Origin of the sequence: Hydrogenophaga sp. (assembly GCF_030158645.1) — a bacterium.
Classification (GTDB): Bacteria; Pseudomonadota; Gammaproteobacteria; order Burkholderiales; family Burkholderiaceae_C; genus Hydrogenophaga.
Map to the genome: position 1 here is coordinate 46466 of NZ_JAOASO010000041.1, position 21318 is coordinate 67783.

The window sequence follows — 21318 nt, forward strand, 5'->3', positions numbered from 1 at the left end:
TGCGCCCGGAGGGGATAATCCGGGCATGTCTTCCCCCAAAGTGCTTTTCGGCTTTCATGCCGTGGGCGTGCGCCTGAAAACCGCGCCCCAATCCATCATCGAGATCTACTACGAGCCCACGCGCCGCGATGCGCGCATGCGCCAGTTTCTCGACAAGGCCCGCGAGGCCAACGCCCGCCTGATCGAGGCCGACGGCCTGCGCATCGCCAAGCTCGCGGGCAGCCACGGCCACCAGGGCGTGGCCGCGCGCGTCGAAGAGATCAAGCAGGTGCATTCGCTCGACGAATTGCTGGAGCAACTGGAGGCCACCGGTGTGCCACCCCTGCTGCTCGTGCTCGACGGCATCACCGACCCGCACAACCTCGGCGCCTGCCTGCGGGTGGCCGACGGCGCCGGTGCACACGCCGTGATCGCGCCCAAGGACCACGCCGCCGGCATCAACGCCACCGTGGCCAAGGTCGCCAGCGGCGCGGCCGAGACCATGCCGTACTTCATGGTGACCAACCTGGCGCGCACGCTGGGCGAACTCAAGGAACGCAACATCTGGGTCATCGGCACCAGCGACGACGCACCGAAGACGCTCTACCAGGTGGAACTCAAAGGTCCGGTGGCGCTGGTGCTCGGTGCCGAAGGCGCGGGCATGCGCCAGCTCACCCGCAAGACCTGCGACGAACTGGTGAGCATTCCCATGCACGGCGCGGTGGAGAGCCTGAACGTGTCGGTGGCCAGCGGCGTGTGTCTGTACGAGGCGCTGCGCCAGCGCAGTTGAACATGCACGACTCGGTGCGTCGCTGGATTGGTGAAGCGCGCCACATCGCCGTGCTCACCGGCGCGGGCATGAGTGCCGAATCTGGTGTGCCCACCTTCCGCGACGCGCAGACCGGGTTGTGGTCCCGGTTCAACCCCGAAGACCTGGCGACCGAGGCCGCTTTTCGTGCCCATCCCCAGCGCGTTTGGGACTGGTATGCCCATCGGCGCGAGATGATCGCCGCCGTGCAGCCCAACGCAGGTCATTTGGCACTCGCCAGGTTCGCAGAACGACATCCTGGCCGCCTGACCCTCATCACCCAGAACGTGGATGGCCTGCACCAGCGCGCGGGCCAGTCAGATGCGCTGGCCCTGCACGGCAACATCGCCGAAGACCAGTGGCTCGACGCGCCGCGTACGTGCTGTCAGCCCGACAACATCCAGCCCGGCCAACCGCCGCGCTGCCCGGTGTGCGGCAACCTGCGCCGCCCGGCGGTGGTCTGGTTCGGCGAGCACCTGCCGGCGGCCGCACTCGAAGCGGCGGAGCAGGCTGCGCGCAAGTGCGAGCTGATGCTGGTGGTGGGTACCTCGGGTGAGGTCTATCCGGCGGCCGGTCTGGCGCTCACCGCCCACCAGTGCGGCGCGCGCGTGGTGATGGTGAACCCCGAGGCCACGCCGCTCGATGCGGTGGCCGAACGGTGTCTCAGGGAGCCTGCGGCGCTGTGCCTGCCGTCGTTGCTGGCTTGATCCGGTCGACGCGCGATCTCAAACCACTCCGAACGCTCCCAACACCGCCCCCGCCCCGATCATCCACAGCAGGTGGATCTTCGTGCGCCACACCAGCAGGGTGGCCACCGCCGTGAGCAGCCAGAGCGGCCAGTCGCGCTCGGGGTGGTCGTGGGAGCCGGTGAGCAGCCAGCCGGTGGCGATCAGCAGGGCGATCACGATGGGGGCCATACCGGTCTTGAAGGCGCGCACGGCGCGCAGTTCGCGGTTCTTGTGGGCCCAGCGGGTGGCGGTGTAGGTGAGCACGGACGAGGGCAGCATGATGGCCACCATGGTCACCACCACGCCCAGCAGCGCGAGTGCCCAAGCGGTCCAGCCGGCGCCGGGGCCGCCACCGGCGTTCAGGCCCACGTTCCAGCCGAGCAGGGCGACGAACAGCACGTTGGGGCCCGGCGCGGCTTGTGACAGTGCGATCGACGAGGTGAACTGCGCATCGCTGAGCCAGCCGTTCTGGTAGACCAGATAGCGGTGCATGTCGGGCGCGGTGGTGATGGCGCCGCCCACGCCCAGCAGGGAGAGGGACGCAAAGTGGGTGAACAGGTTGAGCCAGTTTGCCCAATCGGGTGTCATGCTGGTCATGGGCCGGCCTCTTCCTTGCGCTTGAGCACACGGTAGGCCCACACACAGGCCAAGCCGCCAATGCCCAGCAGCACCCAGAGCAGGGGCCAGCGCAGCAGGCCGATGGCGATGAAGGTGAGCACGGCCAGGCCGATGCACACCGGCATGCCCATGGCGTTCTTGTCGAGCGCGGCGATGAGCTTGATGCCGGTGGCGGTGATCAGACCGGCGGCCACGGCGCCCATGCCGCGCAGGGCGTTTTGTGCCATCGGGTTGTCGGCCACGCTGCCATACGCCACGGCCAGCAGCAACACGACCACCAGCGGGGCGGCCAGCATGCCGGCCAGGGCCGCGAGTGCGCCCGGCAGACCGAAGTAACGCCCGCCGATCATCATGGACAGGTTGACGACGTTGGGGCCCGGCATGATCTGGGCCACGGCCCAGTCTTCAACGAACTGCTCGCGCGTCATCCAGCGCTTTTTCTCCACCAGCTCGCGCTGGACGACCGCCAGCACGCCGCCAAAACCTTGCAGGGCCAGCCAGGTGAAGGCGAGGAAAAGGTCTGTTTTGGATTGGGGTTGGGCGGGGGCGTCTTCAGCCACGCTGCAGCATGTCCCGAACGGCGTCTGCCAGCAAGGGTTTGGTGACGAAGCCCTGGATGACGGGAATTTCTCCCACCCGGTCGCGGTCTTTGGGCGACCCCGATGAGGTGAGCATCACCAGCACCACCGTGGGTTTGCCGGTCAGGAGTGGCGTGGCTTCAAGTGCGAACTCGAAGCCGTCCATCAGCGGCATGTTGATGTCGAGATAGATGCAGGTGGGGATGCTCAGCGGATCGGTCTTGAGGAAGGCCAGCGCTTCGATGCCGCTTTCAAACACCAGGATGTCGCCGGTGAAGCCGGCGCGCCGGATCATGATCTCGTGGTAGACGTTGTCGGCCTCGTTGTCGTCGATCAGGATGAATCGCTCGGGTGCGGTCATGGTCATTCCAGGTGGGGTGCTGCGGGGGCCGCAGGCAGGTGCAGGGTGAAGCGGCTGCCCTCGCCGGGCACCGACTGCACGCTCATGTCACCGCCGTGCAGCTGCGCTATGCGGCGGCAGATCGACAGGCCCAGGCCCGAACCTTCGTAGTGCTTGCGGTTGTGCAGGCGTTTGAACATGTCGAAAATGTCGCGCTGGTGGTCTTCGGCGATGCCGATGCCGTTGTCGCTCACGTGGATGAGGTGGCCGCCTTCAACCGCTTCGACGCCGATGTGAACCACGGGCGGCACGCCGCGTCGCGCGAACTTCAGGCCGTTGGCGGCCAGGTTCTTCAGCACGATGCGCAACAGCGCTTCATCGGCCATCACCTGGGGCTGGGGGCGGTGTTCGAGACGACCGTCCATGCGGGCCAGGGTGGGGGCGAGATCCACCTCGATCTGCTGCATCAAACGGCTGATCTCCACCGGGCGCAGTTGCACGACTCGGCTGTCCAGGCGCACGAAGTGCAGCAGGTCGTCGAGCAGGAAGCTCATGCGTTGGCCGCCGGACTGCACGAACGAGAGGTAGCGCTGCGCAGCGGGCGGCAGCTCTTCCTTGTGGTCGCTCACCAGCAGGGAGGTGAAGTTGTTGACGGTGTTGATCGGCTCGCGCAAGTCGTGCGAGATGATGTGGATGAAGCGTTCCTGCTCCATGGTGCGCTGCTCGAGCAGCGCCACGGTCCGCTGCAACTGGGCTTCTCGGGCCCGCGTTTCATGCACATCCTGCGCCCGCATCACGGCCCCGGCGATCTCGCCCCGGGTGTTGCGAACCGGCAGCAAGGCCACCTCCACATGGCGTGCGCCACGCGCAGGAAAGTCCGTCTTGCGCGTGTAGGACACCGCCTCACCCGCCAGTGCGCGATCCAGCTGGGGTTGGATGATGCTTCGGAACGCATCCTCGCCCACACGTTCGGCGATGTGGCGCCCGATGATGTCTTCCCGTGTGCCGCCCCAGTAGGCGAGGTAGGTGTCGTTGACGTGCTGGATGAGGTAGTTGGGGTCGATGTAGACCTGCAGGTCCAGGCCCGCAATGGCCATGGCCGTGAGTTCTTCGTGCTGCAGGCGCCAGGCTTCCTGTTTGCGCGTGGCTTCTTCGATGCGAACCGACTCGTGTTCCAGCAGGTTGATGACCAGACCGGCGAGCCGTTGCAAGGCGTCGATTTGCCCGGGGTCGAGCTTGCGGGCCTTGGTGTCGAGCACGCACACGGTGCCCAGCGCGAGACCGTCATGGGTGACGATGGGTGCGCCCGCATAGAACCGGGCGTCCGGGGCACCCGTCACCAATGGGTTGTCGCTGAAACGCGGGTCCTGCCGCAGATCTTCAACCACCATGACCTGGTCTTGCTCGAGGATGGCGTGCGAGCAGAAGGCCACTTCCCGCGGGGTTTCATGCTCGACGATGCCGATACGCGACTTGAACCACTGCCGGTCCTGATCGACCAGACTGATGAGCGCCACAGGCGTTCCACAGATCATCTGCGCCAGCGCGGAAATGTCGTCAAAGGCCTTTTCCGGAAGGGTGTCGAGGACTCCCAGGCCGCGCAGTCGGGCCAGCCTTTGGGGTTCGTTGACAGGGATCGGAGAGGTGACCATGGCTGAGCGTGCAGAAGAACGTCGAGTTGTAACACAGCCCCCCGTTTTGCATACACGTTGTCGAGCGATATACGCGGCCGCGTCGACTTCGGCACACCCGCGTGCCCCACCCCTGTGATCGTCGAGGGCTACACCGACATGCCGCCCGAGACCTCGATCACCGCACCGTTGATGTAGCTCGCTTCGTCACTCGCCAGAAAGGCGTAGACGTTGGCGATCTCCTCGGGCTGGCCCAGGCGGCGCAAGGGCACGCGGTGTTCCATTTCCGCGATGACTTTCTCCGGGATCGTGGAGAGGATGGGCGTGGCGATGAAACCCGGCGCCACGGCGTTCACGCGAATGCCTTTCGGCCCCAGTTCGCGGCTCCAGGTCTTGGTGAAGCCGATCACGCCGAACTTGCTGGCCGCGTAGTTGGTCTGGCCGAAGTTGCCGTAGATACCGACCACCGACGAGGCGTTCAGGATCACGCCGTTGCCTTGCGCGCTCATGTGGTCGGCGACGGCCTGGGCGCAGTGAAAGACGCCGCGCAAGTTGACGTCGATCACGCGGTCGAACTGCTCGAGCGTCATTTTCTGCAGGCGCGCGTCCTGCGTGATGCCGGCGTTGTTCACCAGCACATCGATGCGGCCGAAGCGTTCCACCACCTGCGCCACCACGGCGTCGACCATGTCGCGCTGTGTGACGTCCATCACAAAGCCCACGGCCTGGGCGCCCAGCGCTGCGCACTGCTGCACCGCGGTGTCCACGGCGGCCTGCTTCACGTCGCAAACGATGACGACCGCACCCTCCTGGGCGAACTTGAGGGCAGTGGCCAGGCCAATGCCTTGCGCAGCGCCGGTGATGAGGCTGATTTTTCCCGAGAGTCTTTGCATGGGCTCAGTACGTGGGTTGGTGTTGGCGAATGGCGTCTTTCACGGTTTCGCTGAGCGCAAAGCCGGGGCCGAATTGCTGGGCCAGCTGGGCGCAGCGCGCCTCGAACGCGTCAATCCCCATGCCGTAAATGAATTGCAACGCCCCCCCGGTCCAGGCCGGGAAGCCGATCCCGAAGATGGAGCCGACGTTGCCGTCGTGCACCGTGGTGAGCACGCCCTCGGCCAGGCAGCGTGCGGTTTCCACCGCCTGGCGGTACAGCAGGCGGTCTTTCACATCCTGCAGGTCCCAGGCTTGGCCGGGTTGTTCAAACAGGGGTTTGAGCTCGGGCCACAGCGTCTTCTTTTGCCCCGCCGGGTAGTCGTAAAAACCAGCGCCTGCGGCGCGTCCGGCGCGGTGGAACTCCTTCACCATGCGCTCCACCAGCAGCTCACCCGGTGTGGCCTCGAAGGTCTTGCCTTCGGCCTGGAAATCGGCGCGGGTCTGGTCCAGCACGTGGACCGAAAGCGACAGCGCCGTCTCGTCCAGCACCGCCAGCGGACCCACGGGCATGCCGGCCTGCAGGGCCGCGTTCTCAATGACCGGCGCAGGAATGCCTTCGCCCAGCATGGCCGCACCTTCCATCACGAAGGTGCCGAACGTGCGGCTGGTGTAGAAGCCGCGCGAGTCGTTCACCACGATGGGCAGTTTGCCCAGCGCCTGCACGTAGTCGTAGGCGCGTGCCACGGTCTCGTCGCTGGTCTGCTTGCCGCGAATGATCTCCACCAGCTTCATCTTGTCCACCGGGCTGAAGAAATGGATGCCGACAAACCGGGCCGGGTGGGTGCTGGCGTGGGCCAGGCTGGAGATGGGCAGGGTGGACGTGTTGCTCGCAAAGAACCCACCCTCGGCCAGCATGGGTTCGGCTTCGCGCGTGACGGTTGCCTTGAGTTCGCGGTTCTCGAACACGGCTTCGATGATCAGGTCGCAGCCTTGCAGGTCGGCGGGGTGGGCGGTGGGCTTGATGCGCTCCATCAGTTCCTGCTGTTCGTGCAAGCTCATGCGGCCTTTGTCCACACGCGTCTGGGTGAGTCTGGCGCTGTAGAGCTTGCCCCGTTGCGCGTTCTCCAGACTCACGTCTTCCAGCACGGTGTCGATGCCGCGGCTGGCCTGGGTGTAGGCGATGCCCGCACCCATCATGCCGGCGCCGAGGATGCCGACCCTCTGTGGCTTGTAGCGCGGCACATCTTTCGGGCGCGACTGCCCGCTCTTGATCGCGTTCATGTTGAAGAAGAACGTGTTGATCATGTTGCGCGCGACCGGACTCACGATGAGCTTGGCGAGGTAGCGGCTTTCAATGCGCGTGGCGGTGTCGTAGTCGACCATCGTGCCTTCGGCCATGGCGGCCAGCGCGGCTTCGGGTGCGGGGTACAGGCCGCGCGTCTTCAGCTTGAGCATGGCCGGCGCCACGGTCAGCATGCCGGCGATCTTGGGGTTGGCCGGTGTGCCGCCGGGGATCTTGTAGTCCTTGGCATCCCAGGGATGCTGAGCTTTCGGGTTGGCCGCGATCCAGACCAGGGCCGCGGCGCGCAGCGCGGCGGCCACGTCGGCGCTGCCGGCGGGCACCAGCTCGTGCACGAGGCCGAGCTCCAGCGCTTCGCGGGGATTGAACAGCTTGCTCTCCAGGATGTAGGGCTGCGCGCCCATCAAGCCCAGCAGGCGCGTCATCTTGGTGATGCCGGTGGCACCGGGGATGAGGCCCAGCGTGATCTCGGGCAGGCCGAGCTGGATCTTGGGGTTGTCCACCACCACGCGATGGTGGCCGACCAGCGCGACTTCCCAGCCACCGCCCAGTGCGGCGCCGTTGATGCAGCTCACCACTGGCACACCCAGTGTCTCCAGCGTGCGGAAGTTCTTCTTGGTCTGTTCGATCTCGGCGAAGACGCGCGGTGCGTCGGCCGGCGTCAGTCGCATGGTGCTCTTGAGGTCGGCGCCGGCGAAGAAGGTGCTCTTGGCCGAGGCGAGCACGATGCCCTGGATCAGGGCCTTGTCGCGCACCACCAGGCCCGTGGCGGTGCTCAGGTCGCGCTGCCAGTCGGCGCACATGGTGTTCACCGGCGAGCCGGGCTCGTCGAAGGTGAGGGTGGCGATGCCGTCGTGCAGTTCGTAGCGGATGGTTTTCATGGGGGTTCGGCTGTTGTTCAGATGCGCTCGACGATCGTTGCAATGCCCATGCCGCCGCCCACACACAGGGTCGCGAGGCCATAGCGAAGCTGGCGGCGGTGCAACTCGTCCACCAGCGTGCCGAGGATCATGGCGCCCGTGGCGCCCAGCGGGTGACCCATGGCGATGGCGCCGCCGTTGACGTTGACTTTTTCGTGCGGCACGCCGAGTTCCTTCATGAACTTCATGGGCACGGCCGCAAAGGCTTCGTTCACTTCAAACAGGTCGATCTGGTCGATGGTCAGGCCCGCCTTGGCCAGCGCCTTGCGCGCCGCCGGCATGGGGCCGGTGAGCATGATGGTCGGGTCGGCGCCCGAGAGCGCCACCGACACGATGCGCGCACGGGGGGTGAGTCCGTGTGTCTTGCCCGCGGCCTCACTGCCGATCAGCACGGCGGTGGCGCCGTCGACGATGCCGGACGAATTGCCCGCGTGGTGCACGTGGTGGATGCGCTCGACCTGCGGGTAGCGCTGCAGCGCCACGGCATCAAACCCCATGCCCCCGAGCTGCTCGAACGCGGGCTTGAGCGCAGCCAGACCGTCCAGGGTGGTGTGCGGCTTGATGAACTCGTCCTCATCCAGGATGGTCTGGCCGAGGAAGTCGGTGACCGGAACGACCGAGCCTTTGAAGTGGCCTGCGGCGCGCGCAGCCGCCGCACGTTTCTGCGATTCGAGGGCGAAGGCATCCACGTCTTCGCGGGTGAAGCCTTCGAGCGTGGCGATCAGGTCGGCACCGATGCCCTGCGGCACGAACAGCGTGTCGCTGTTGGTCGCCGGGTCCTGCGCCCAGGCGCCGCCGTCCGCGCCGATGGGCACGCGGCTCATGCTCTCCACGCCGCCGGCCACGACCAGGTCTTCCCAGCCGCTCTTCACCTTCATGGCGGCCATGTTCACCGCCTCCAGACCCGAAGCACAAAAGCGGTTGATCTGAACGCCGGAGCAGCGCCAGTCCCAGCCGGCCTTGAGCGCGGCCACCTTGGCGATCACCGAGCCTTGCTCGCCGATGGGCGAGACCACGCCCATGACCACGTCGTCCACCGCCGCGGTGTCGAAGCCGTTGCGCTGCTGCAGGTGGGTCAACACGCCGGCCAGCAGGTCGATCGGCTTGACCTCGTGCAGGCTGCCGTCTTTCTTGCCCTTGCCGCGCGGCGTGCGCACGGCATCAAAAAGGAATGCTTCGCTCATGGTGTCTCCTGGGGGAAGGCGGATGCCGCGAATCAGTATAGACTTTTGCCAAGCATTTGCTTTGTTAAATTCCTTCTCTCCGATCTTTCTCAGTCTGATAGGTGACACCATGATCGAACGCACCCTGTTCAACGCCGACCACGAAGCCTTCCGCGACAGCTTCCGCAAGTTCGTGGAGAAAGAAATCGCACCGCACCACGAGGCCTGGGAGGAGCAGGGCTTTGTCGATCGCGCGGTGTGGAGCAAGGCCGGCGAGAACGGCTTTTTGTGCATGACGCTGCCCGAGGCCTTTGGTGGCTCGGCAGCCGACAAACTGTATTCGGTGGTGCAGATGGAAGAGATCGCGCGCACCGGTTTCACCGGCATCGGGTTCGGCTTGCACAGCGAGATCGTGGCGCCCTACATCCTCCACTACGGAACCGAGGCGCAGAAGCAGAAGTACCTGCCCAAGCTCGCCAGTGGCGAGATGGTGGGCGCCATCGCCATGAGCGAGCCGGCCGCTGGCAGCGACCTGCAGGGCGTGAAAAGCACGGCGATCAAACAGGCCGATGGCAGCTACCTGCTCAATGGCAGCAAGACCTTCATCACCAACGGCTGGCACGCCGACCTGGTGATCGTGGTGGCCAAGACCGACCCGAGTGCGGGCGCCAAAGGCACCAGCTTGTTGCTGGTGGAGCGCGGCATGCCGGGCTTCGAGAAGGGCAAGCGCCTCAAGAAGCTGGGCATGAAGGCGCAGGACACTTCGGAACTCTTCTTCGACAACGTGAAAGTGCCGGCTGAGAACCTGTTGGGCGGCGAGGGCAAGGGTTTCATCTGCCTGATGGAGCAACTGCCCTGGGAGCGCCTGCAGATTGCGATTGGCGCCGTGGCCGCAGCGCAAGCCGCGATCGACTGGACGGTGGACTACACCAAGGACCGCAAGGTGTTCGGGCAGCCCGTGGCCGCGTTCCAGAACACGCGCTACAAGCTCGCCGAACTGCAGACCGAGGTGCAGGTGGCGCGCGTGTTTGTGGACAAGTGCTGCGAGCTGGTCAACGTGGACCAGCTCGACACGGCCACCGCCAGCATGGCCAAGTACTGGTGCTCCGACCTGCAGTGCAAGGTGATGGACGAATGCGTGCAGCTCTTTGGTGGCTACGGCTACATGTGGGAATACCCCATCACCAGGGCCTACGCCGATGCCAGGGTGCAGCGCATCTACGGCGGCACCAACGAGATCATGAAAGAGGTGATCTCGCGGGCCATGGGGCTGGGCGGGCGCTGAGCACCCGCCCGTCGTCCTGAGGGTTTACTTTTTTGCGGCTTCGCCCAGGCGGCGGCCGAGCGAAATCGCGTACGGTGCAGCCCGTGCATTGAGCACCGGGTCGGCCGACGGCTTGATGCCTGCGGGCAGCACCAGCGGGTTGAAGGTCACGGCGTCGCAGGCGCCGCCCATGCCATCGCTCACCTTGTCGATCACCAGTTTGCCGGCTGAGACCACGGTGCGGCCTTCGGGCCAGGTCAGTGTGGGGTCGGTCAGGTTGTCGCCGGCCTCGGCCAGTTGCAAACGGAAGTCGAACGACACGGGCGCCTTGCCCACGCGTTCGCGCAACTCACCCGCCAGGAACTCGTCGCCCATGGATTTGAGCTGGTCTTCGGTGAGACCGAGCACGCCCGCCTCGGGCATGAACTGCCAGCGTGCGAAGCGGCTCTTGCCGGGTGCGGCCTCGAATTCAAATGCGTTCACGCCCCAGTAGTTGACCGTGCCGTAACTGGCCGGCACCGGCGCGCCAGCCAGGTAGGCGCCCTGGCGCGTAGTGTCGGGGTTGGCGCCGCTGAAAGCCTTGATCTTTTCCGGGTCGGCCTTGCCGGTGGCCGGGTCGGCGGTGCGGGCCTGCACGAAGGGGGCGAACTGCTCGGGCTTGCTCACGAAGAACACCGGCGCCGAGATGTTGGCCATCTGCCACTGCTCGCCTCCGGGCAACTGGAACGCCAGCGCCAGCCCACGCACCGTCTTGCCCTTGTCACTCGCTTTGGGGCTGCCTCCCCCGACCGAGAAGCGCGCCACCACGGGGATCTTGTCGCCCTTGAACACCGAGGCGCGCGAGAGTTCGCGGCCAGCGGCGCTGCCGATGAAGTGGCCGCTGGCGCAAACGCCTTTGGCGCCCGAACGCCGCGAACCGGGTTGTGGTCCGGCCAGACCTTCGAGCGCATTGACTTGAGATTCCGCCAGGGATGCCTGGGCATGCGCGGCGGGAGCCAGAAAGGAGCTGCCCAGGGCAGCGGAGGCGGCGGCGGCAAGAAGCAGAGGTTTCATCGTGGAGTGCCTTAGGTTGGGGGTGACAGCGGTGGCGCACTTTGCGACCACCTGGGCGGTAGTCGGCACCGGTTGGCCGTCCTTACATCGGGCACTGAAATATTTTGAGAACGATCGGTATCCGGCCTTCGACTATTTGTAGTTAAAAAGTATGATTCAACGACTTTTGGCCGCGGCAAACGGAAAGATGAAAAACGTCGACATCAAACAACTGGCGCTGTTTTGCGAACTCATCGAGAGTCAGAGCCTGACCGAAGCGGCAGCGCGAATGAACATCACGCCCTCGGCCGCCAGTCAGGCGCTCACCCGATTGCGCAACGTGCTCAACGACGACCTCTGCGTGCGCGAGAAAAATCGGTACCAGCTCACACCCTACGCCGACGGGGCGTACGCCGTTTTCCAGCAAATGGTCGGCCTGTGGAAAGACGTGAGCAACAGTGCCTGGGCCTTCGACCCCCTGCAATGCGATTCGCACATCATCATGTCGTGCTACGACGCGTTCGGCGAAACCGAGCTGGCCGAGCTGTACCGCAGCATTCTGCGAAAGGCGCCCAGCCTGAGCCTGGACATCCATGCCCCGGCCAACGGACCGCAAGATGTGGATGCTTTGCGCGACGGCCTCGTTGACGTGGTGTGCAGCCACTACGAACCACCCGCCGATGCGCGCGACCTGTACGTGGAAACCGTCAAGTACTTTCAGATCACGCATTGCTGCTTGAATGTGGAGCATCCCCGCGTTGGCGATGCGCTCACGCTGGAGCAATACCAGTCGGAAGAGCACCTGTTGATCACGTTCCTCAAGCGCCACGGCGGACGGCGCAGCCCGATCGACCTGGAGCTCGAATCGCGCGGTTTCCCTCCGCGCAGGACGACCATCGTGAATTCGTGGCACTTGTGTTCGGAACTGCTGGGTCGGACCGACCGGTTGGTGACCACCAGCATGCAGCAGGCCCGGCAATTGGTGCGCAGCAATCCGCGGGTCCGGAGCATTCCATTGCCCCCCGACTTTGACTGGCCCACCATGCCGGTCAACATGATCTGGCACCAGCGGACCCACAACAGCAAACCACACCGGTGGCTGCGTTTGCAACTGCGTGAGTTCCTGTCAGCGGTGCACGAGGAGGGTGCCGAGACACCGGCTCCAGCCGTTCTGTCCCGCGCCCTCTGACTGGCGAGGTGCGCCGGCACGCCGGCCTGATCAGCCCAGCAGGGCATCCATTTCAAGCAGTTTGCGCACGGCCACTGGCTCGCTGATCTTGCGGCACATCAGATCGAAGCATTCAAACCGCATCTCCCGGATGACGGCGAGTCGCGATGCCGAAATGAACCGCAGATAAACCCGCAGGTCCCGGCTCGACATGCCCACAAGGTGGGCGCTCAACATGGACTGCACCAGACGCCTGATCTGCTCCAGGCGGACCTGCTCGCACGCCAGTTGTGCCGAACTCGGCTCACCGTAGGTGATTTTCCGAAGCCATTCCCGAAAGCCGGTGTTGGGGACTTGTGGGCTGGTTCTTGTGGGGCTGGGCGCTTGGTCGAAACGGGAGAAGGTGGGTTTCGCCAGCGGATGCGTGCCGCTCGGTTGGTCGTTGTGGCTCATCGTTTCCTCCATCGAATGTGTTGTCGATGGGAGGAATTTAGGGGCCTGCAAGCGGCGCGTCCATGTCGAAGATGGCGATATCACTTTCGTGAAAATGAATAGAAAAAATCAATCACCGGAGGTGCCGCACCCGGTTTAAAGGTCTGCACCGAGCCTCAAACGGGTCTTCAGCTCCAAGCCTTCGGGCGGCACATGATCGGCCAGCAGCCACGCCCGGTCGGTGTGTTGCGAGGCCTCTTCCAGCAGCGAGCGAAGGAAACGGATGGAGCTCATGTCCAGCGCCGCAAACGGCTCGTCGATCAACGTGAGCGTGGCGCCCGCTGCGAAGGCGGCGCTCAGCCAGACTTTGCGTCGGCTGCCGGCCGAAAGCATGTACATCGGCTTGTCGATGTGAGGGTCGAGTGCGAAACCGCCGGCGAGCCGCAGCGCGGTGCCGGTGTCGAAGCTGGGATGGCGCGCTGCCAGCGTCGCGAACCACGTCCGGGCCGTGCTGGCATCGAGCGCATCGCTGCGGGGTTCTGTGCGGAAGACCAAGGCTCGGTAGACCTCGGGTTGCGTTGCGAGAGAGATGCCACGCAACACCAGGGAGCCTTGAGCTGGCGGCAGCTCTCCGGCCAGCAGGCGCAACAGCGTCGTTTTTCCACAGCTTTCGTCGCCGTGAACCACCGAGACGCCCGGGAGCAGTTGCAGGTCGAGGTGGCTGAAGAGAGGGATGTCCGGCCAGCCGAAACTCAGGTCGCAGACGTTCAGAACGGGCACGGTGGTGGGGGGCGATGTGGGGTGATCGGGGTCGAGCGCAAGGGCAAGCGGGCCCCACTGGAGCCCGCGAAAGCGGTGCGCACGCGCTCGAGCATACCGCCGCTGCCTGGGTCAACCCGTTGCAGTGAGACGCCCCTCCCACCGCCGTGCCGCGAAACGGATCAGGCCGCGAGCGCCATGGCGTGTTTGTTGGCGATCTTGTTGCCTGCGTTCACCGAGCACTCGATGTCGCCCGACAGCTGACCGCCTTCTTCGATGACCACCTTGCCGTAGCGGATGCGGCCGGTCACCTTGCCGGTGGAATAGATCACCAGCTTGTTGCGCACGGTGAGGTTGCCGTCGAACACACCGTGGATCTCGGCGATGTCGATCTCTGCCGAGCCCTTGAACTCACCCTGCTGGGCGATCTGGATCACGCGCGAGTCCATCGTGGCTTCGACCATGCCTTCGACCACCAGCGTGTCGCAATCGGTGATCTCCACGCCCTTGAGCTTGATGTTCGGCCCCACGGTCAGTTTGCTGCCGCCTTCAGGCGCGCTGGAAGAAGTCGACGGGCTCGTGGCCAGGCTGGAAGGCAGCTCCACGTCGGGCGTGGCCGGGACCGCTGCGGACGGCTGGGATGGCGTCGTCACACCGCCGGTGCTCTGCCCGTAGCGAGGTGTGGCCATGCCCTGGTTCAGGGTTTTGGGTTGATCGATGTCGCGTTTGCCAAAGTGCAGTGCCATGCCAGCTCCTTCAAAAAGTGAAGCGCTCATGCTAAGTGCGGCGGTGCTTACATTCGGGCGGGTTCCGTAAGAGGGGTAACGAGATGAACCGTACAGGTCGTTTCATTCTTCGTCTTGCTGACCAGCCGGCTTCCCGTGTTCGAACACATGGCATATAGTTGCGCACGCAACCAAATTGAAAAAGAAACTCATGCCTCTGTCTGCCCATGTTCCCGTGTTGATCGCTGGCGGCGGCCCCGTCGGCCTCACGCTCTCGGCCTTGTTGTCTGCTCACGGCATCCACAACCTCGTGATCGAGGCCGACGACAGTTACTGCACCGGCAGCCGCGCCATCTGCATGTCGCGCCGCTCGCAGGAGATCCTGGGCTGGGTGGGGGCCGATCAGGCGTTGGTGACCAAAGGCCTGAGCTGGGTGGGCGGGCGCAGCCATTGGCGCCACACCGAGGTGTTGCATTTCCAGATGCCGAGCGAGCCCACGCAGCGCTTTGCGCCCATGGTCAACATCCAGCAGTTTTACGTGGAGGAGTTTGCGCACCGGGCAGCGCAGACGGCAGGGTTGTCTCGGGTGCAATGGAGCAGCCGCGTGAGCGCCGTGACACCCCATGAGACCGGCGTTGATGTCGAGGTGATCACGCCCCAAGGTCCGCAGACCGTGCGCACCGACTGGCTGGTGGCCTGCGACGGTGGACGCAGCACCGTGCGCGAACAGCTCGGCCTGCATCTCGAAGGCACGCAGTACGACGGCAAATACGTCATCGTGGACGTGGTGCAGCAAACCCGGCGGGCGGTGGAGCGCCTGGCCTGGTTCGACCCGCCGTCCAACCCCGGCTCCACCATCCTCATGCACCGCCAGCCCGACGACGTGTGGCGCATCGACTACCAGATCCGCGACGACGAAGACCCGCTGGAGGCGGTGAAACCCGAGAACGTGTTGCCGCGCGTGCAGAGCCACCTGGCCATGATCGGCGAAACCGAGCCCTGGGAGCCACTGTGGATATCGATCTACAACGCCAAGTGCTTCACCTTGCCAAGCTATCGATACGGGCGGGTGATGTTCGCGGGCGATGCGGCGCACCTGGTGCCCATCTTCGGTGTGCGTGGGCTCAACTCCGGGCTGGACGACGCCGGCAACCTGGCCTGGAAACTCGCGCGGGTGGTGCGCGGCCAGTCGCCGCACGCGCTGCTCGATTCGTACTCCACCGAGCGTGTGCACGCCACGCGCGAGAACATCGCCTATGGCGCCAAAAGCACCGAATTCATGGCCCCGCCCAACTTTGCCTACCGGCTGATGCGCGAAGCCACGCTGCGCCTGGCCGAGGCCGATGCGCTGGTGCGCTCGCTCATCAACCCGCGCCAGTCCACGCCCATCACCTATGTGGACTCGCCCTTGAACGCAACCGCCACCACCGGCTGGAGCAACGACATGGCCGCGCCTGGTGCGCCCGCGCCGGAGGCCTTGCTCCAGGGCGGGCAGGGCGCCTTTCACCTGAGCAGCTGTTTCGGGCGCGATTTCCTGGTGCTGGTGTTCGGCCCGGGCGATCAGCGGGCGCTCGACTTGCCTGGCCTGCAGGCGCTGGCCATCGGCCCCGGCATGGACGTGCATGGGCAGGCTTGGCAGCGCTACGGACTGCAAACCGCGACCGACCAGGCCCTGGTGCTCGTGCGGCCCGACGGCTACGTGATGGGCCGCTGGCACGGACACGACCCGGCGCCTGTGCTCCAAGCCCTGCAAACCACCGGAGTGTTCGCATGACCGACGCCGATCTCGACCGCAGTTACAGCGCCCTGTGCGAAGCCCTTGCCCGGGTGGGAGAGGACAAGGCGCCGCTGTTTCTGTCCATGTTGTGCCTTTTGCTCATCAGCCGCCAACAGGCTGCCCACGAGGTGCTGCCGCTGTTTGCACATGCCGAGCGCCAATGCGCGGACGGAGCGGGCGATGGCCGCTGACACCACCCCGCCAGCCCTTCAGGACTTTCTCACCTGGCGTCTGCACCGCCTGGCCAAACTCACCGATCGCCAGAGCACCGACGCCTACGCCAGTGTCTTCGGACTGGGCGTGGGCGAAGCGCGCTGCCTGGCCGCCATCGGGCAGTTCGCGCCGCTCTCGGTGAAAGACCTCGCGGCGCAGGCCAACCTCGACAAGGCCCAGGCCAGCCGCGCCGCTCAGATGCTGGTGGAGCGCGATCTGGTGCAGAAGTCGGCCAGCGAAACGGATGCACGTGGCGTGGTACTCACGCTCACGCGCACCGGTCGGCCCCTGTGGCGGCGGGTGATGCGGTTGATCGAGCAGCGCAATGCGGACATTTTTGGCTGCCTTTCCAAGGCCGAGAGGCGCCAGCTCGAAACCCTGTTTGACCGCCTCATTGCCCATGCCGACACCCGCCAGGGGGACAGTGGCCCTGCAAGCCCCTGAAATCGGGGGCAGCCCGTAAAATTGCGGGTTTTCCACCCACCCGCGCTCCGGGTCTGTGCCAGCCCCATGAACGCTCCCGTCGACGTCTCCTTTTTCGCTCGCGCTGCCAAGCCGATCACCAGCTACCGCCCGTATTGGGCCAAGCGGTTCGGCGTGGCGCCCCTGTTGCCCATGAGCCGCGCCGAGATGGAGAAGCTCGGCTGGGACAGCTGCGACATCATTCTGGTCACAGGCGATGCCTACGTGGACCACCCCAGCTTCGGCATGGCGGTGGTGGGGCGCGTGCTGGAGGCGCAGGGCTTTCGCGTGGGCATCATTGCCCAGCCCGACTGGACCAGCGCCGAGGCCTTCAAGGCGCTGGGCAAGCCCAACCTGTTCTGGGGCGTGACCGCCGGGAACATGGATTCCATGATCAACCGCTACACGGCGGACCGCAAGATCCGCAGCGACGACGCCTACACTCCGGGCGACGTGGGCGGCAAACGGCCCGACCGCGCGGCCATCGTCTACAGCCAGCGCTGCCGCGAGGCTTTCAAGGACGTGCCCATCGTGCTCGGCGGCATCGAAGGCAGCCTGCGCCGCATCGCCCACTACGACTACTGGAGCGACAAGGTTCGCCGCAGCATCGTGGTGGACAGCAAGTGCGACCTGCTGCTCTACGGCAACGCCGAGCGGGCGCTGGTCGAGGTGGCGCACCGCATCGCCGCGCGTGAGCCGATCGAGCGCATCACCGACGTGCGCGGCACCGCCTTCGTGCGCCGCCCCGGCGATCCCACGGCCGAAGGCTGGATCGAGATCGATTCCACCGACGTCGACATGCCGGGCCGGGTGGAAGACCACATCAACCCGTACCTCACCACCAGCGAGCAAGCGCAGGCGCAAGGGGAAACGTGTTCGAAGGACGATGGCAATGCCGAGCCTGCGGCGGTCAACCCCGCCATCCAGCCGCTGAAGTTCGTGCCCAACCCCGCCTTTCAAAGCAAACGCAAGCCACCGGCGCGCGACCGCAGCGTGATCCGCCTGCCCAGCTACGAGCAGGTGAAGAGCGATGCCGTGCTGTATGCCCACGCCAACCGCGTGCTGCACCTGGAAACCAACCCCGGCAACGCCCGCGCGCTGGTGCAGGCGCATGGCGAGGGCGCGACCGCGCGCGACGTGTGGATCAACCCCCCGCCGATCCCGCTGACCACGGCCGAGATGGACTTCGTGTTCGACTTGCCGTACGCCCGCAGCCCGCACCCAGCCTACGCCGACGAACACGGCAAGCACGACGGCGCGACCAAGATCCCGGCTTGGGAAATGATCCGCTTCAGCGTGAACATCATGCGCGGCTGCTTTGGCGGCTGCACCTTCTGCTCGATCACCGAGCACGAGGGCCGCATCATCCAGAGCCGGTCCGAAGAATCGATCATCAAGGAAGTCGAAGACATCCGCGACAAGGTGGAAGGCTTCACCGGCGTGGTGTCCGACCTTGGCGGCCCCACGGCCAACATGTACCGCCTGGGCTGCAAGACGCCCGAGATCGAAGCCGCCTGCCGCAAGCCCAGCTGCGTGTATCCCGGCATCTGTTCGAACCTCACCACCGACCACGGTCCGCTCATCAAGATCTACAAGCGGGCGCGCGAACTGCGTGGCATCAAGAAGATCCTGATCGGCTCAGGCCTGCGCTACGACCTGGCCATGAAGAGCCCGGAGTACGTGAAGGAGCTGGTGCAGCACCACGTGGGCGGGTATTTGAAGATCGCGCCCGAGCACACCGAGGGCGGACCGCTGTCGAAGATGATGAAGCCCGGCATCGGCAGCTACGACAAGTTCAAGCAGCTGTTCGAGAAGTTCAGCGAAGAAGCGGGCAAGAAGCAGTACCTGATTCCGTATTTCATCGCGGCCCACCCGGGCACCAGCGACGAAGACATGATGAACCTCGCGGTGTGGCTGAAGAAGAACGGCTTCCGCGCCGACCAGGTGCAGACCTTCTACCCCAGCCCCATGGCCACGGCCACGGCGATGTACCACACCAACCTGAATCCGCTCAAGGGCATCAGCCGCGATGCGCAGCGCGCCGAGCGGGTGGACATCGTGCGCGGTGACAAGCGCCGCCGCCTGCACAAGGCGTTTCTGCGCTACCACGACCCGAACAACTGGCCGCTGCTGCGCGAGGCGCTCAAGACCATGGGCCGCGCCGATCTGATCGGCAACGGCAAGCACCACCTGATCCCCACCTTCCAGCCCATGACGGATGGCAGCTACCAAAGCGCGCGCCGCAAGAACAGCACGCCGGTGGGCAAAACGGCGCAACCCGCAGCCGGCCGCCTGCTCACGCAGCACACCGGCTTGCCGCCACGGGTGACCGGTGCGGGGCGCCCGGGTTCGCCGGTGGGTGCAGGCAAGCGCAAGCCGCGCTGACCGCAAGTCTCAGCCCGCGAAGGCTGGCCAGGCGATCCAACCCAGCAACGCGGTGGTGTTGATCCCAACCGTCACCCAGTAGTACAGGCGAAAGGGCTGCTTGCTCGTCTTGTGACGCAGGATCTGCTGTGCGAACCAGGCCCCCGGCCAACCACCCGCGAGCGCCAATGCGTGCAGCTGGTCTTCTGGCGTGCGCTGGGTTTCGTTGATGGCGGCGTCCTTGTCGCGCCAGTACATGTAGAACGTGCCCAGGTTGATCAGCACCACCGCGGTGAGGATCACCCACGGAAAGCGGCCCAGGCCGATGCCCACCAGCCACAACAGCAGCCAGAAGGCGATCAGCCCGAGGCCGGTCCACATCGGGATTTGTTCGCGACGCTTTTCTCGCGGCAGAGGGGAGCGCTGGGCAGGCCTCCTTCGGGGCAGCAGTTCGGCTTCCGGGGGCCGTTCTGCCTTCGGAGTCTCGAAGGGCGCCTTCACCTCGTTGCGCTGCGGCTCCACCGACAACGCGCGCGGGCCCTTGCCGCCGACGTGGATTTCCTGGAAGGTCACCGGCAGACCCTCGCTGGGCGGCTGGTGCCCGCTGAAGTCCTTCATGTGGAAAAAGATGTCCGCAGCGGTCTGCTCGCTGCGGATGAAGCCGAACGCCTTGGCTGGGTCCCAGCGCACCACGGTTCCCTGTTTTCGCATGATGTTGAGTGAAGTGTCGAAGGAGGGCGGAGCTTGCCGGCGTCGCCCGATTGGCGCAAAATGCGCCAAACAGGAGATTTTTCATGTCCACCGCCGGTTCTGCATTTTCCTCTGTCAAATTGCCCGCCGGGCTGGTTCAGCAGGCTCGTGAGGCGGCACAGCCACAGCGCCGCTCCATCGCCGGCCAAATCGAGTACTGGGCCACACTCGGGCGCATCGCCGAAGAGACCGGCCTCACGGTGCAAGAGGCGCGCGAGGCCATTGCCCGCTACGACGCCGCCGCGCGGCACGCGGTGCCGGCCGATCCGCTGGATGCGATCGAGGCGCGTTTCCTGGCCGCCGAATCCAGCGGCCGCCTGGCCCAGGCGGTGCGCCAGACCGTGCAGGACAACCGCAGCAAGGCCCCCGCCGCCCGCCGCGCTGCGTGACGCCCCCGGTTTTCTACCTGCTGGCTGGGCCCAACGGTGCTGGCAAGTCCACGCTGTACCGAGCCGCCGTGGCCGAGGGGCTGATCCCCGCCGAACTTGAATTTGTGAATGCCGACCTGTTCGAGGCAGCGCACCTGTCGCAGGTGGCTGAACCGACGGCGCGTTCCGAGCAGGCGCGGCGGTGGGCAGACCAGCGCCGGGCGACGTTGCTGGGCGCCGGTCGCTCGTTCGTCAGCGAGACCGTGTTCTCCCACCCCTCGAAACTGCAACTCCTGGCCGACGCGCAGGCGGCTGGGTTTCGCACCGTGCTGCTCGTGGTGTGTGTGGACGATGCGCAGCAGCTGGTGCGCCGGGTGGCGCAGCGGGTGCGCGAAGGCGGCCACGCTGTACCACCCGACCGGATCCTCGCTCGCTACCCGCGCACCCTGGCACACCTCAAAGGCGCCGTGCGCCTGGCCGATCTGGCCTTGCTGTACGACACCTCGGGCGCCGCCATCCAGCCGCCCCGGCTGGTGGCCCGATGCCGGCGGGGTTTGACGCCCGTGGTGACGGGCCAGTTGCCCGCGTGGGCCGCGGGTGTCCTGGCCGACTGAGCCTCAGGCCAGTGTGTGCAGCGGAATGTCTTTCGCGACCGACAGCTGGTCGAGCTGTTGGCGCGTCATGCCCTTGAGGAACGCGGCGATGGCCGCGTGTGTCTCGGGCTTGAACAGCGTGCGCATGTCGCTCACCGGCAGGCCGGCCGCGGTGCACAGGGCCGCGGCGAAATGCGGTTCCAGCGCGGCCACGGCCACCCGGCCGTCTTTGCAGGGGTACACCCGGTAGCCTGCGTGGGCGCCGCCCACCGCGCCGGTGGGTTGTGTGAGGCCCCAGCTGCGGGGCAGGGCGAGCCAGTGGGCTGCGTCCGACAAGGCGACCTCTTGAAACACACCTTTGCCGGTGGACCGCTGCACCATCACAGCCTTGAGCGCGGCTTCGCTGGCCATGAGCGAGCCGCCCATGTCGGCAAACAGGGTGGCGGGCAGATCGAGCCCGGGCACCAGGCCGG

General features: G+C 65.7%; 23 protein-coding genes. 10 read left to right on the plus strand and 13 right to left on the minus strand.

All coding sequences use genetic code 11. The features are described 5' to 3' along the window. Positions 1 to 25: 25 nt before the first annotated feature. Together rlmB and Q1W68_RS04555 are read left to right on the plus strand one after the other, a co-directional pair. Entirely contained in the window at positions 26 to 769 is a 744-nt protein-coding gene (rlmB, locus tag Q1W68_RS04550; RefSeq protein ID WP_300653190.1) for a 23S rRNA (guanosine(2251)-2'-O)-methyltransferase RlmB, read from the plus strand. A gap of 2 nt (positions 770 to 771) precedes the next feature. Beyond that, positions 772 to 1494, plus strand: coding sequence for an NAD-dependent deacylase (locus tag Q1W68_RS04555; protein ID WP_300653192.1), 723 nt, complete (start codon positions 772 to 774; stop codon positions 1492 to 1494). An 18-nt stretch (positions 1495 to 1512) separates the two neighbouring features. Here the strand turns inward: Q1W68_RS04555 and Q1W68_RS04560 are convergent, their stop codons facing one another. The 7 genes from Q1W68_RS04560 to Q1W68_RS04590 all read right to left on the minus strand — a co-directional run bounded on the left by Q1W68_RS04560 (position 1513) and on the right by Q1W68_RS04590 (position 8959). Continuing rightward, complete coding sequence (locus tag Q1W68_RS04560) at positions 1513 to 2103, minus strand: chromate transporter (protein ID WP_300715696.1); 591 nt, start codon at positions 2101 to 2103, stop codon at positions 1513 to 1515. Positions 2104 to 2108: 5 nt separating this feature from the next. Then, positions 2109 to 2693: a chromate transporter gene (locus tag Q1W68_RS04565; protein WP_300715697.1), complete on the minus strand. Its 585-nt coding sequence runs from the start codon at positions 2691 to 2693 to the stop codon at positions 2109 to 2111. Then, positions 2686 to 3072, minus strand: coding sequence for a response regulator (locus tag Q1W68_RS04570; RefSeq protein ID WP_300653200.1), 387 nt, complete (start codon positions 3070 to 3072; stop codon positions 2686 to 2688). Before Q1W68_RS04570 ends, Q1W68_RS04565 begins: the two co-directional genes overlap by 8 nt. Positions 3073 to 3074: 2 nt before the next feature. Further along, complete coding sequence (locus Q1W68_RS04575; RefSeq protein ID WP_300653202.1) at positions 3075 to 4703, minus strand: ATP-binding protein; 1629 nt, start codon at positions 4701 to 4703, stop codon at positions 3075 to 3077. Positions 4704 to 4831: 128 nt separating this feature from the next. Further along, positions 4832 to 5575 (minus strand): 3-oxoacyl-ACP reductase FabG, encoded by a 744-nt coding sequence (fabG, locus tag Q1W68_RS04580; protein ID WP_300653204.1) that lies wholly within the window; start codon positions 5573 to 5575, stop codon positions 4832 to 4834. A 4-nt stretch (positions 5576 to 5579) separates the two neighbouring features. Further along, positions 5580 to 7736, minus strand: a complete 2157-nt coding sequence (locus tag Q1W68_RS04585) for a 3-hydroxyacyl-CoA dehydrogenase NAD-binding domain-containing protein (protein WP_300653207.1) — start codon at positions 7734 to 7736, stop codon at positions 5580 to 5582. A 17-nt stretch (positions 7737 to 7753) separates the two neighbouring features. After that, positions 7754 to 8959, minus strand: coding sequence for an acetyl-CoA C-acetyltransferase (locus Q1W68_RS04590; protein WP_300715699.1), 1206 nt, complete (start codon positions 8957 to 8959; stop codon positions 7754 to 7756). 109 nt (positions 8960 to 9068) lie between these two features. Between Q1W68_RS04590 and Q1W68_RS04595 the strand changes: the two genes are divergently transcribed. Continuing rightward, entirely contained in the window at positions 9069 to 10223 is a 1155-nt protein-coding gene (locus Q1W68_RS04595; RefSeq protein WP_300653213.1) for an acyl-CoA dehydrogenase family protein, read from the plus strand. Positions 10224 to 10247: 24 nt separating this feature from the next. Here Q1W68_RS04595 and Q1W68_RS04600 read toward each other — a convergent pair whose 3' ends face one another. Further along, entirely contained in the window at positions 10248 to 11255 is a 1008-nt protein-coding gene (locus Q1W68_RS04600; protein ID WP_300653215.1) for a catalase family peroxidase, read from the minus strand. 187 nt (positions 11256 to 11442) lie between these two features. Here Q1W68_RS04600 and Q1W68_RS04605 point away from each other — a divergent pair, with 187 nt between their 5' ends. Further along, positions 11443 to 12423, plus strand: a complete 981-nt coding sequence (locus Q1W68_RS04605; protein WP_300653217.1) for a LysR family transcriptional regulator — start codon at positions 11443 to 11445, stop codon at positions 12421 to 12423. A 30-nt stretch (positions 12424 to 12453) separates the two neighbouring features. Here the strand turns inward: Q1W68_RS04605 and Q1W68_RS04610 are convergent, their stop codons facing one another. The 3 genes from Q1W68_RS04610 to Q1W68_RS04620 all read right to left on the minus strand — a co-directional run bounded on the left by Q1W68_RS04610 (position 12454) and on the right by Q1W68_RS04620 (position 14339). Then, positions 12454 to 12855 carry a hypothetical protein gene (locus Q1W68_RS04610; protein ID WP_300715701.1) on the minus strand — a complete coding sequence of 134 codons (402 nt, stop codon included), beginning with the start codon at positions 12853 to 12855 and terminating at the stop codon, positions 12454 to 12456. A 135-nt stretch (positions 12856 to 12990) separates the two neighbouring features. After that, entirely contained in the window at positions 12991 to 13614 is a 624-nt protein-coding gene (locus Q1W68_RS04615; protein WP_300653223.1) for an ATP-binding cassette domain-containing protein, read from the minus strand. A gap of 161 nt (positions 13615 to 13775) precedes the next feature. Next, the gene (locus Q1W68_RS04620) at positions 13776 to 14339 is read right to left on the minus strand and encodes a polymer-forming cytoskeletal protein (RefSeq protein WP_300659477.1); all 564 of its coding nucleotides are present in this window, start codon (positions 14337 to 14339) and stop codon (positions 13776 to 13778) included. A gap of 190 nt (positions 14340 to 14529) precedes the next feature. Between Q1W68_RS04620 and Q1W68_RS04625 the strand changes: the two genes are divergently transcribed. From Q1W68_RS04625 to Q1W68_RS04640, 4 genes are all read left to right on the plus strand, one after another. Next, positions 14530 to 16092 (plus strand): FAD-dependent monooxygenase, encoded by a 1563-nt coding sequence (locus Q1W68_RS04625; RefSeq protein ID WP_300715702.1) that lies wholly within the window; start codon positions 14530 to 14532, stop codon positions 16090 to 16092. Beyond that, entirely contained in the window at positions 16089 to 16286 is a 198-nt protein-coding gene (locus Q1W68_RS04630) for a hypothetical protein (RefSeq protein WP_300715704.1), read from the plus strand. Before Q1W68_RS04625 ends, Q1W68_RS04630 begins: the two co-directional genes overlap by 4 nt. Further along, positions 16276 to 16752 carry a MarR family winged helix-turn-helix transcriptional regulator gene (locus tag Q1W68_RS04635; protein WP_300715707.1) on the plus strand — a complete coding sequence of 159 codons (477 nt, stop codon included), beginning with the start codon at positions 16276 to 16278 and terminating at the stop codon, positions 16750 to 16752. Before Q1W68_RS04630 ends, Q1W68_RS04635 begins: the two co-directional genes overlap by 11 nt. Before the next feature lie 66 nt (positions 16753 to 16818). Further along, positions 16819 to 19155, plus strand: coding sequence for a YgiQ family radical SAM protein (locus tag Q1W68_RS04640; RefSeq protein WP_300715708.1), 2337 nt, complete (start codon positions 16819 to 16821; stop codon positions 19153 to 19155). Positions 19156 to 19164: 9 nt separating this feature from the next. Here Q1W68_RS04640 and Q1W68_RS04645 read toward each other — a convergent pair whose 3' ends face one another. Further along, complete coding sequence (locus Q1W68_RS04645; RefSeq protein ID WP_300649963.1) at positions 19165 to 19845, minus strand: cold shock and DUF1294 domain-containing protein; 681 nt, start codon at positions 19843 to 19845, stop codon at positions 19165 to 19167. A gap of 83 nt (positions 19846 to 19928) precedes the next feature. Between Q1W68_RS04645 and Q1W68_RS04650 the strand changes: the two genes are divergently transcribed. Both Q1W68_RS04650 and Q1W68_RS04655 read left to right on the plus strand, forming a co-directional pair. Beyond that, entirely contained in the window at positions 19929 to 20273 is a 345-nt protein-coding gene (locus Q1W68_RS04650) for a hypothetical protein (RefSeq protein WP_300649965.1), read from the plus strand. Then, on the plus strand, positions 20270 to 20866 hold the full coding sequence (locus Q1W68_RS04655; RefSeq protein ID WP_300649967.1) for a zeta toxin family protein: 597 nt from the start codon (positions 20270 to 20272) through the stop codon (positions 20864 to 20866). The genes Q1W68_RS04650 and Q1W68_RS04655 overlap by 4 nt, the downstream gene beginning before the upstream one ends. 3 nt (positions 20867 to 20869) lie before the next feature. Here the strand turns inward: Q1W68_RS04655 and Q1W68_RS04660 are convergent. Then, positions 20870 to 21318, minus strand: a 449-nt coding sequence (locus Q1W68_RS04660; RefSeq protein WP_300715709.1) for a CoA transferase, incomplete at its 5' end; no start/stop codon positions are given.

What these genes read in the sequence shown, in the direction of transcription:
- Q1W68_RS04640 (WP_300715708.1), top strand. Translation starts at nt 16,819, where the DNA reads ATGAACGCTCCCGTCGACGTCTCCTTTTTCGCTCGCGCTGCCAAGCCG.
- Q1W68_RS04560 (WP_300715696.1), bottom strand. Translation starts at nt 2,103, where the DNA reads ATGACACCCGATTGGGCAAACTGGCTCAACCTGTTCACCCACTTTGCG.
- Q1W68_RS04600 (WP_300653215.1), bottom strand. Translation starts at nt 11,255, where the DNA reads ATGAAACCTCTGCTTCTTGCCGCCGCCGCCTCCGCTGCCCTGGGCAGC.
- Q1W68_RS04590 (WP_300715699.1), bottom strand. Translation starts at nt 8,959, where the DNA reads ATGAGCGAAGCATTCCTTTTTGATGCCGTGCGCACGCCGCGCGGCAAG.
- fabG (WP_300653204.1), bottom strand. Translation starts at nt 5,575, where the DNA reads ATGCAAAGACTCTCGGGAAAAATCAGCCTCATCACCGGCGCTGCGCAA.
- Q1W68_RS04635 (WP_300715707.1), top strand. Translation starts at nt 16,276, where the DNA reads ATGGCCGCTGACACCACCCCGCCAGCCCTTCAGGACTTTCTCACCTGG.
- Q1W68_RS04605 (WP_300653217.1), top strand. Translation starts at nt 11,443, where the DNA reads ATGAAAAACGTCGACATCAAACAACTGGCGCTGTTTTGCGAACTCATC.
- Q1W68_RS04630 (WP_300715704.1), top strand. Translation starts at nt 16,089, where the DNA reads ATGACCGACGCCGATCTCGACCGCAGTTACAGCGCCCTGTGCGAAGCC.
- Q1W68_RS04625 (WP_300715702.1), top strand. Translation starts at nt 14,530, where the DNA reads ATGCCTCTGTCTGCCCATGTTCCCGTGTTGATCGCTGGCGGCGGCCCC.
- Q1W68_RS04555 (WP_300653192.1), top strand. Translation starts at nt 772, where the DNA reads ATGCACGACTCGGTGCGTCGCTGGATTGGTGAAGCGCGCCACATCGCC.
- Q1W68_RS04585 (WP_300653207.1), bottom strand. Translation starts at nt 7,736, where the DNA reads ATGAAAACCATCCGCTACGAACTGCACGACGGCATCGCCACCCTCACC.
- Q1W68_RS04575 (WP_300653202.1), bottom strand. Translation starts at nt 4,703, where the DNA reads ATGGTCACCTCTCCGATCCCTGTCAACGAACCCCAAAGGCTGGCCCGA.
- Q1W68_RS04610 (WP_300715701.1), bottom strand. Translation starts at nt 12,855, where the DNA reads ATGAGCCACAACGACCAACCGAGCGGCACGCATCCGCTGGCGAAACCC.
- Q1W68_RS04650 (WP_300649965.1), top strand. Translation starts at nt 19,929, where the DNA reads ATGTCCACCGCCGGTTCTGCATTTTCCTCTGTCAAATTGCCCGCCGGG.
- Q1W68_RS04595 (WP_300653213.1), top strand. Translation starts at nt 9,069, where the DNA reads ATGATCGAACGCACCCTGTTCAACGCCGACCACGAAGCCTTCCGCGAC.
- Q1W68_RS04570 (WP_300653200.1), bottom strand. Translation starts at nt 3,072, where the DNA reads ATGACCGCACCCGAGCGATTCATCCTGATCGACGACAACGAGGCCGAC.
- Q1W68_RS04620 (WP_300659477.1), bottom strand. Translation starts at nt 14,339, where the DNA reads ATGGCACTGCACTTTGGCAAACGCGACATCGATCAACCCAAAACCCTG.
- rlmB (WP_300653190.1), top strand. Translation starts at nt 26, where the DNA reads ATGTCTTCCCCCAAAGTGCTTTTCGGCTTTCATGCCGTGGGCGTGCGC.
- Q1W68_RS04645 (WP_300649963.1), bottom strand. Translation starts at nt 19,845, where the DNA reads ATGCGAAAACAGGGAACCGTGGTGCGCTGGGACCCAGCCAAGGCGTTC.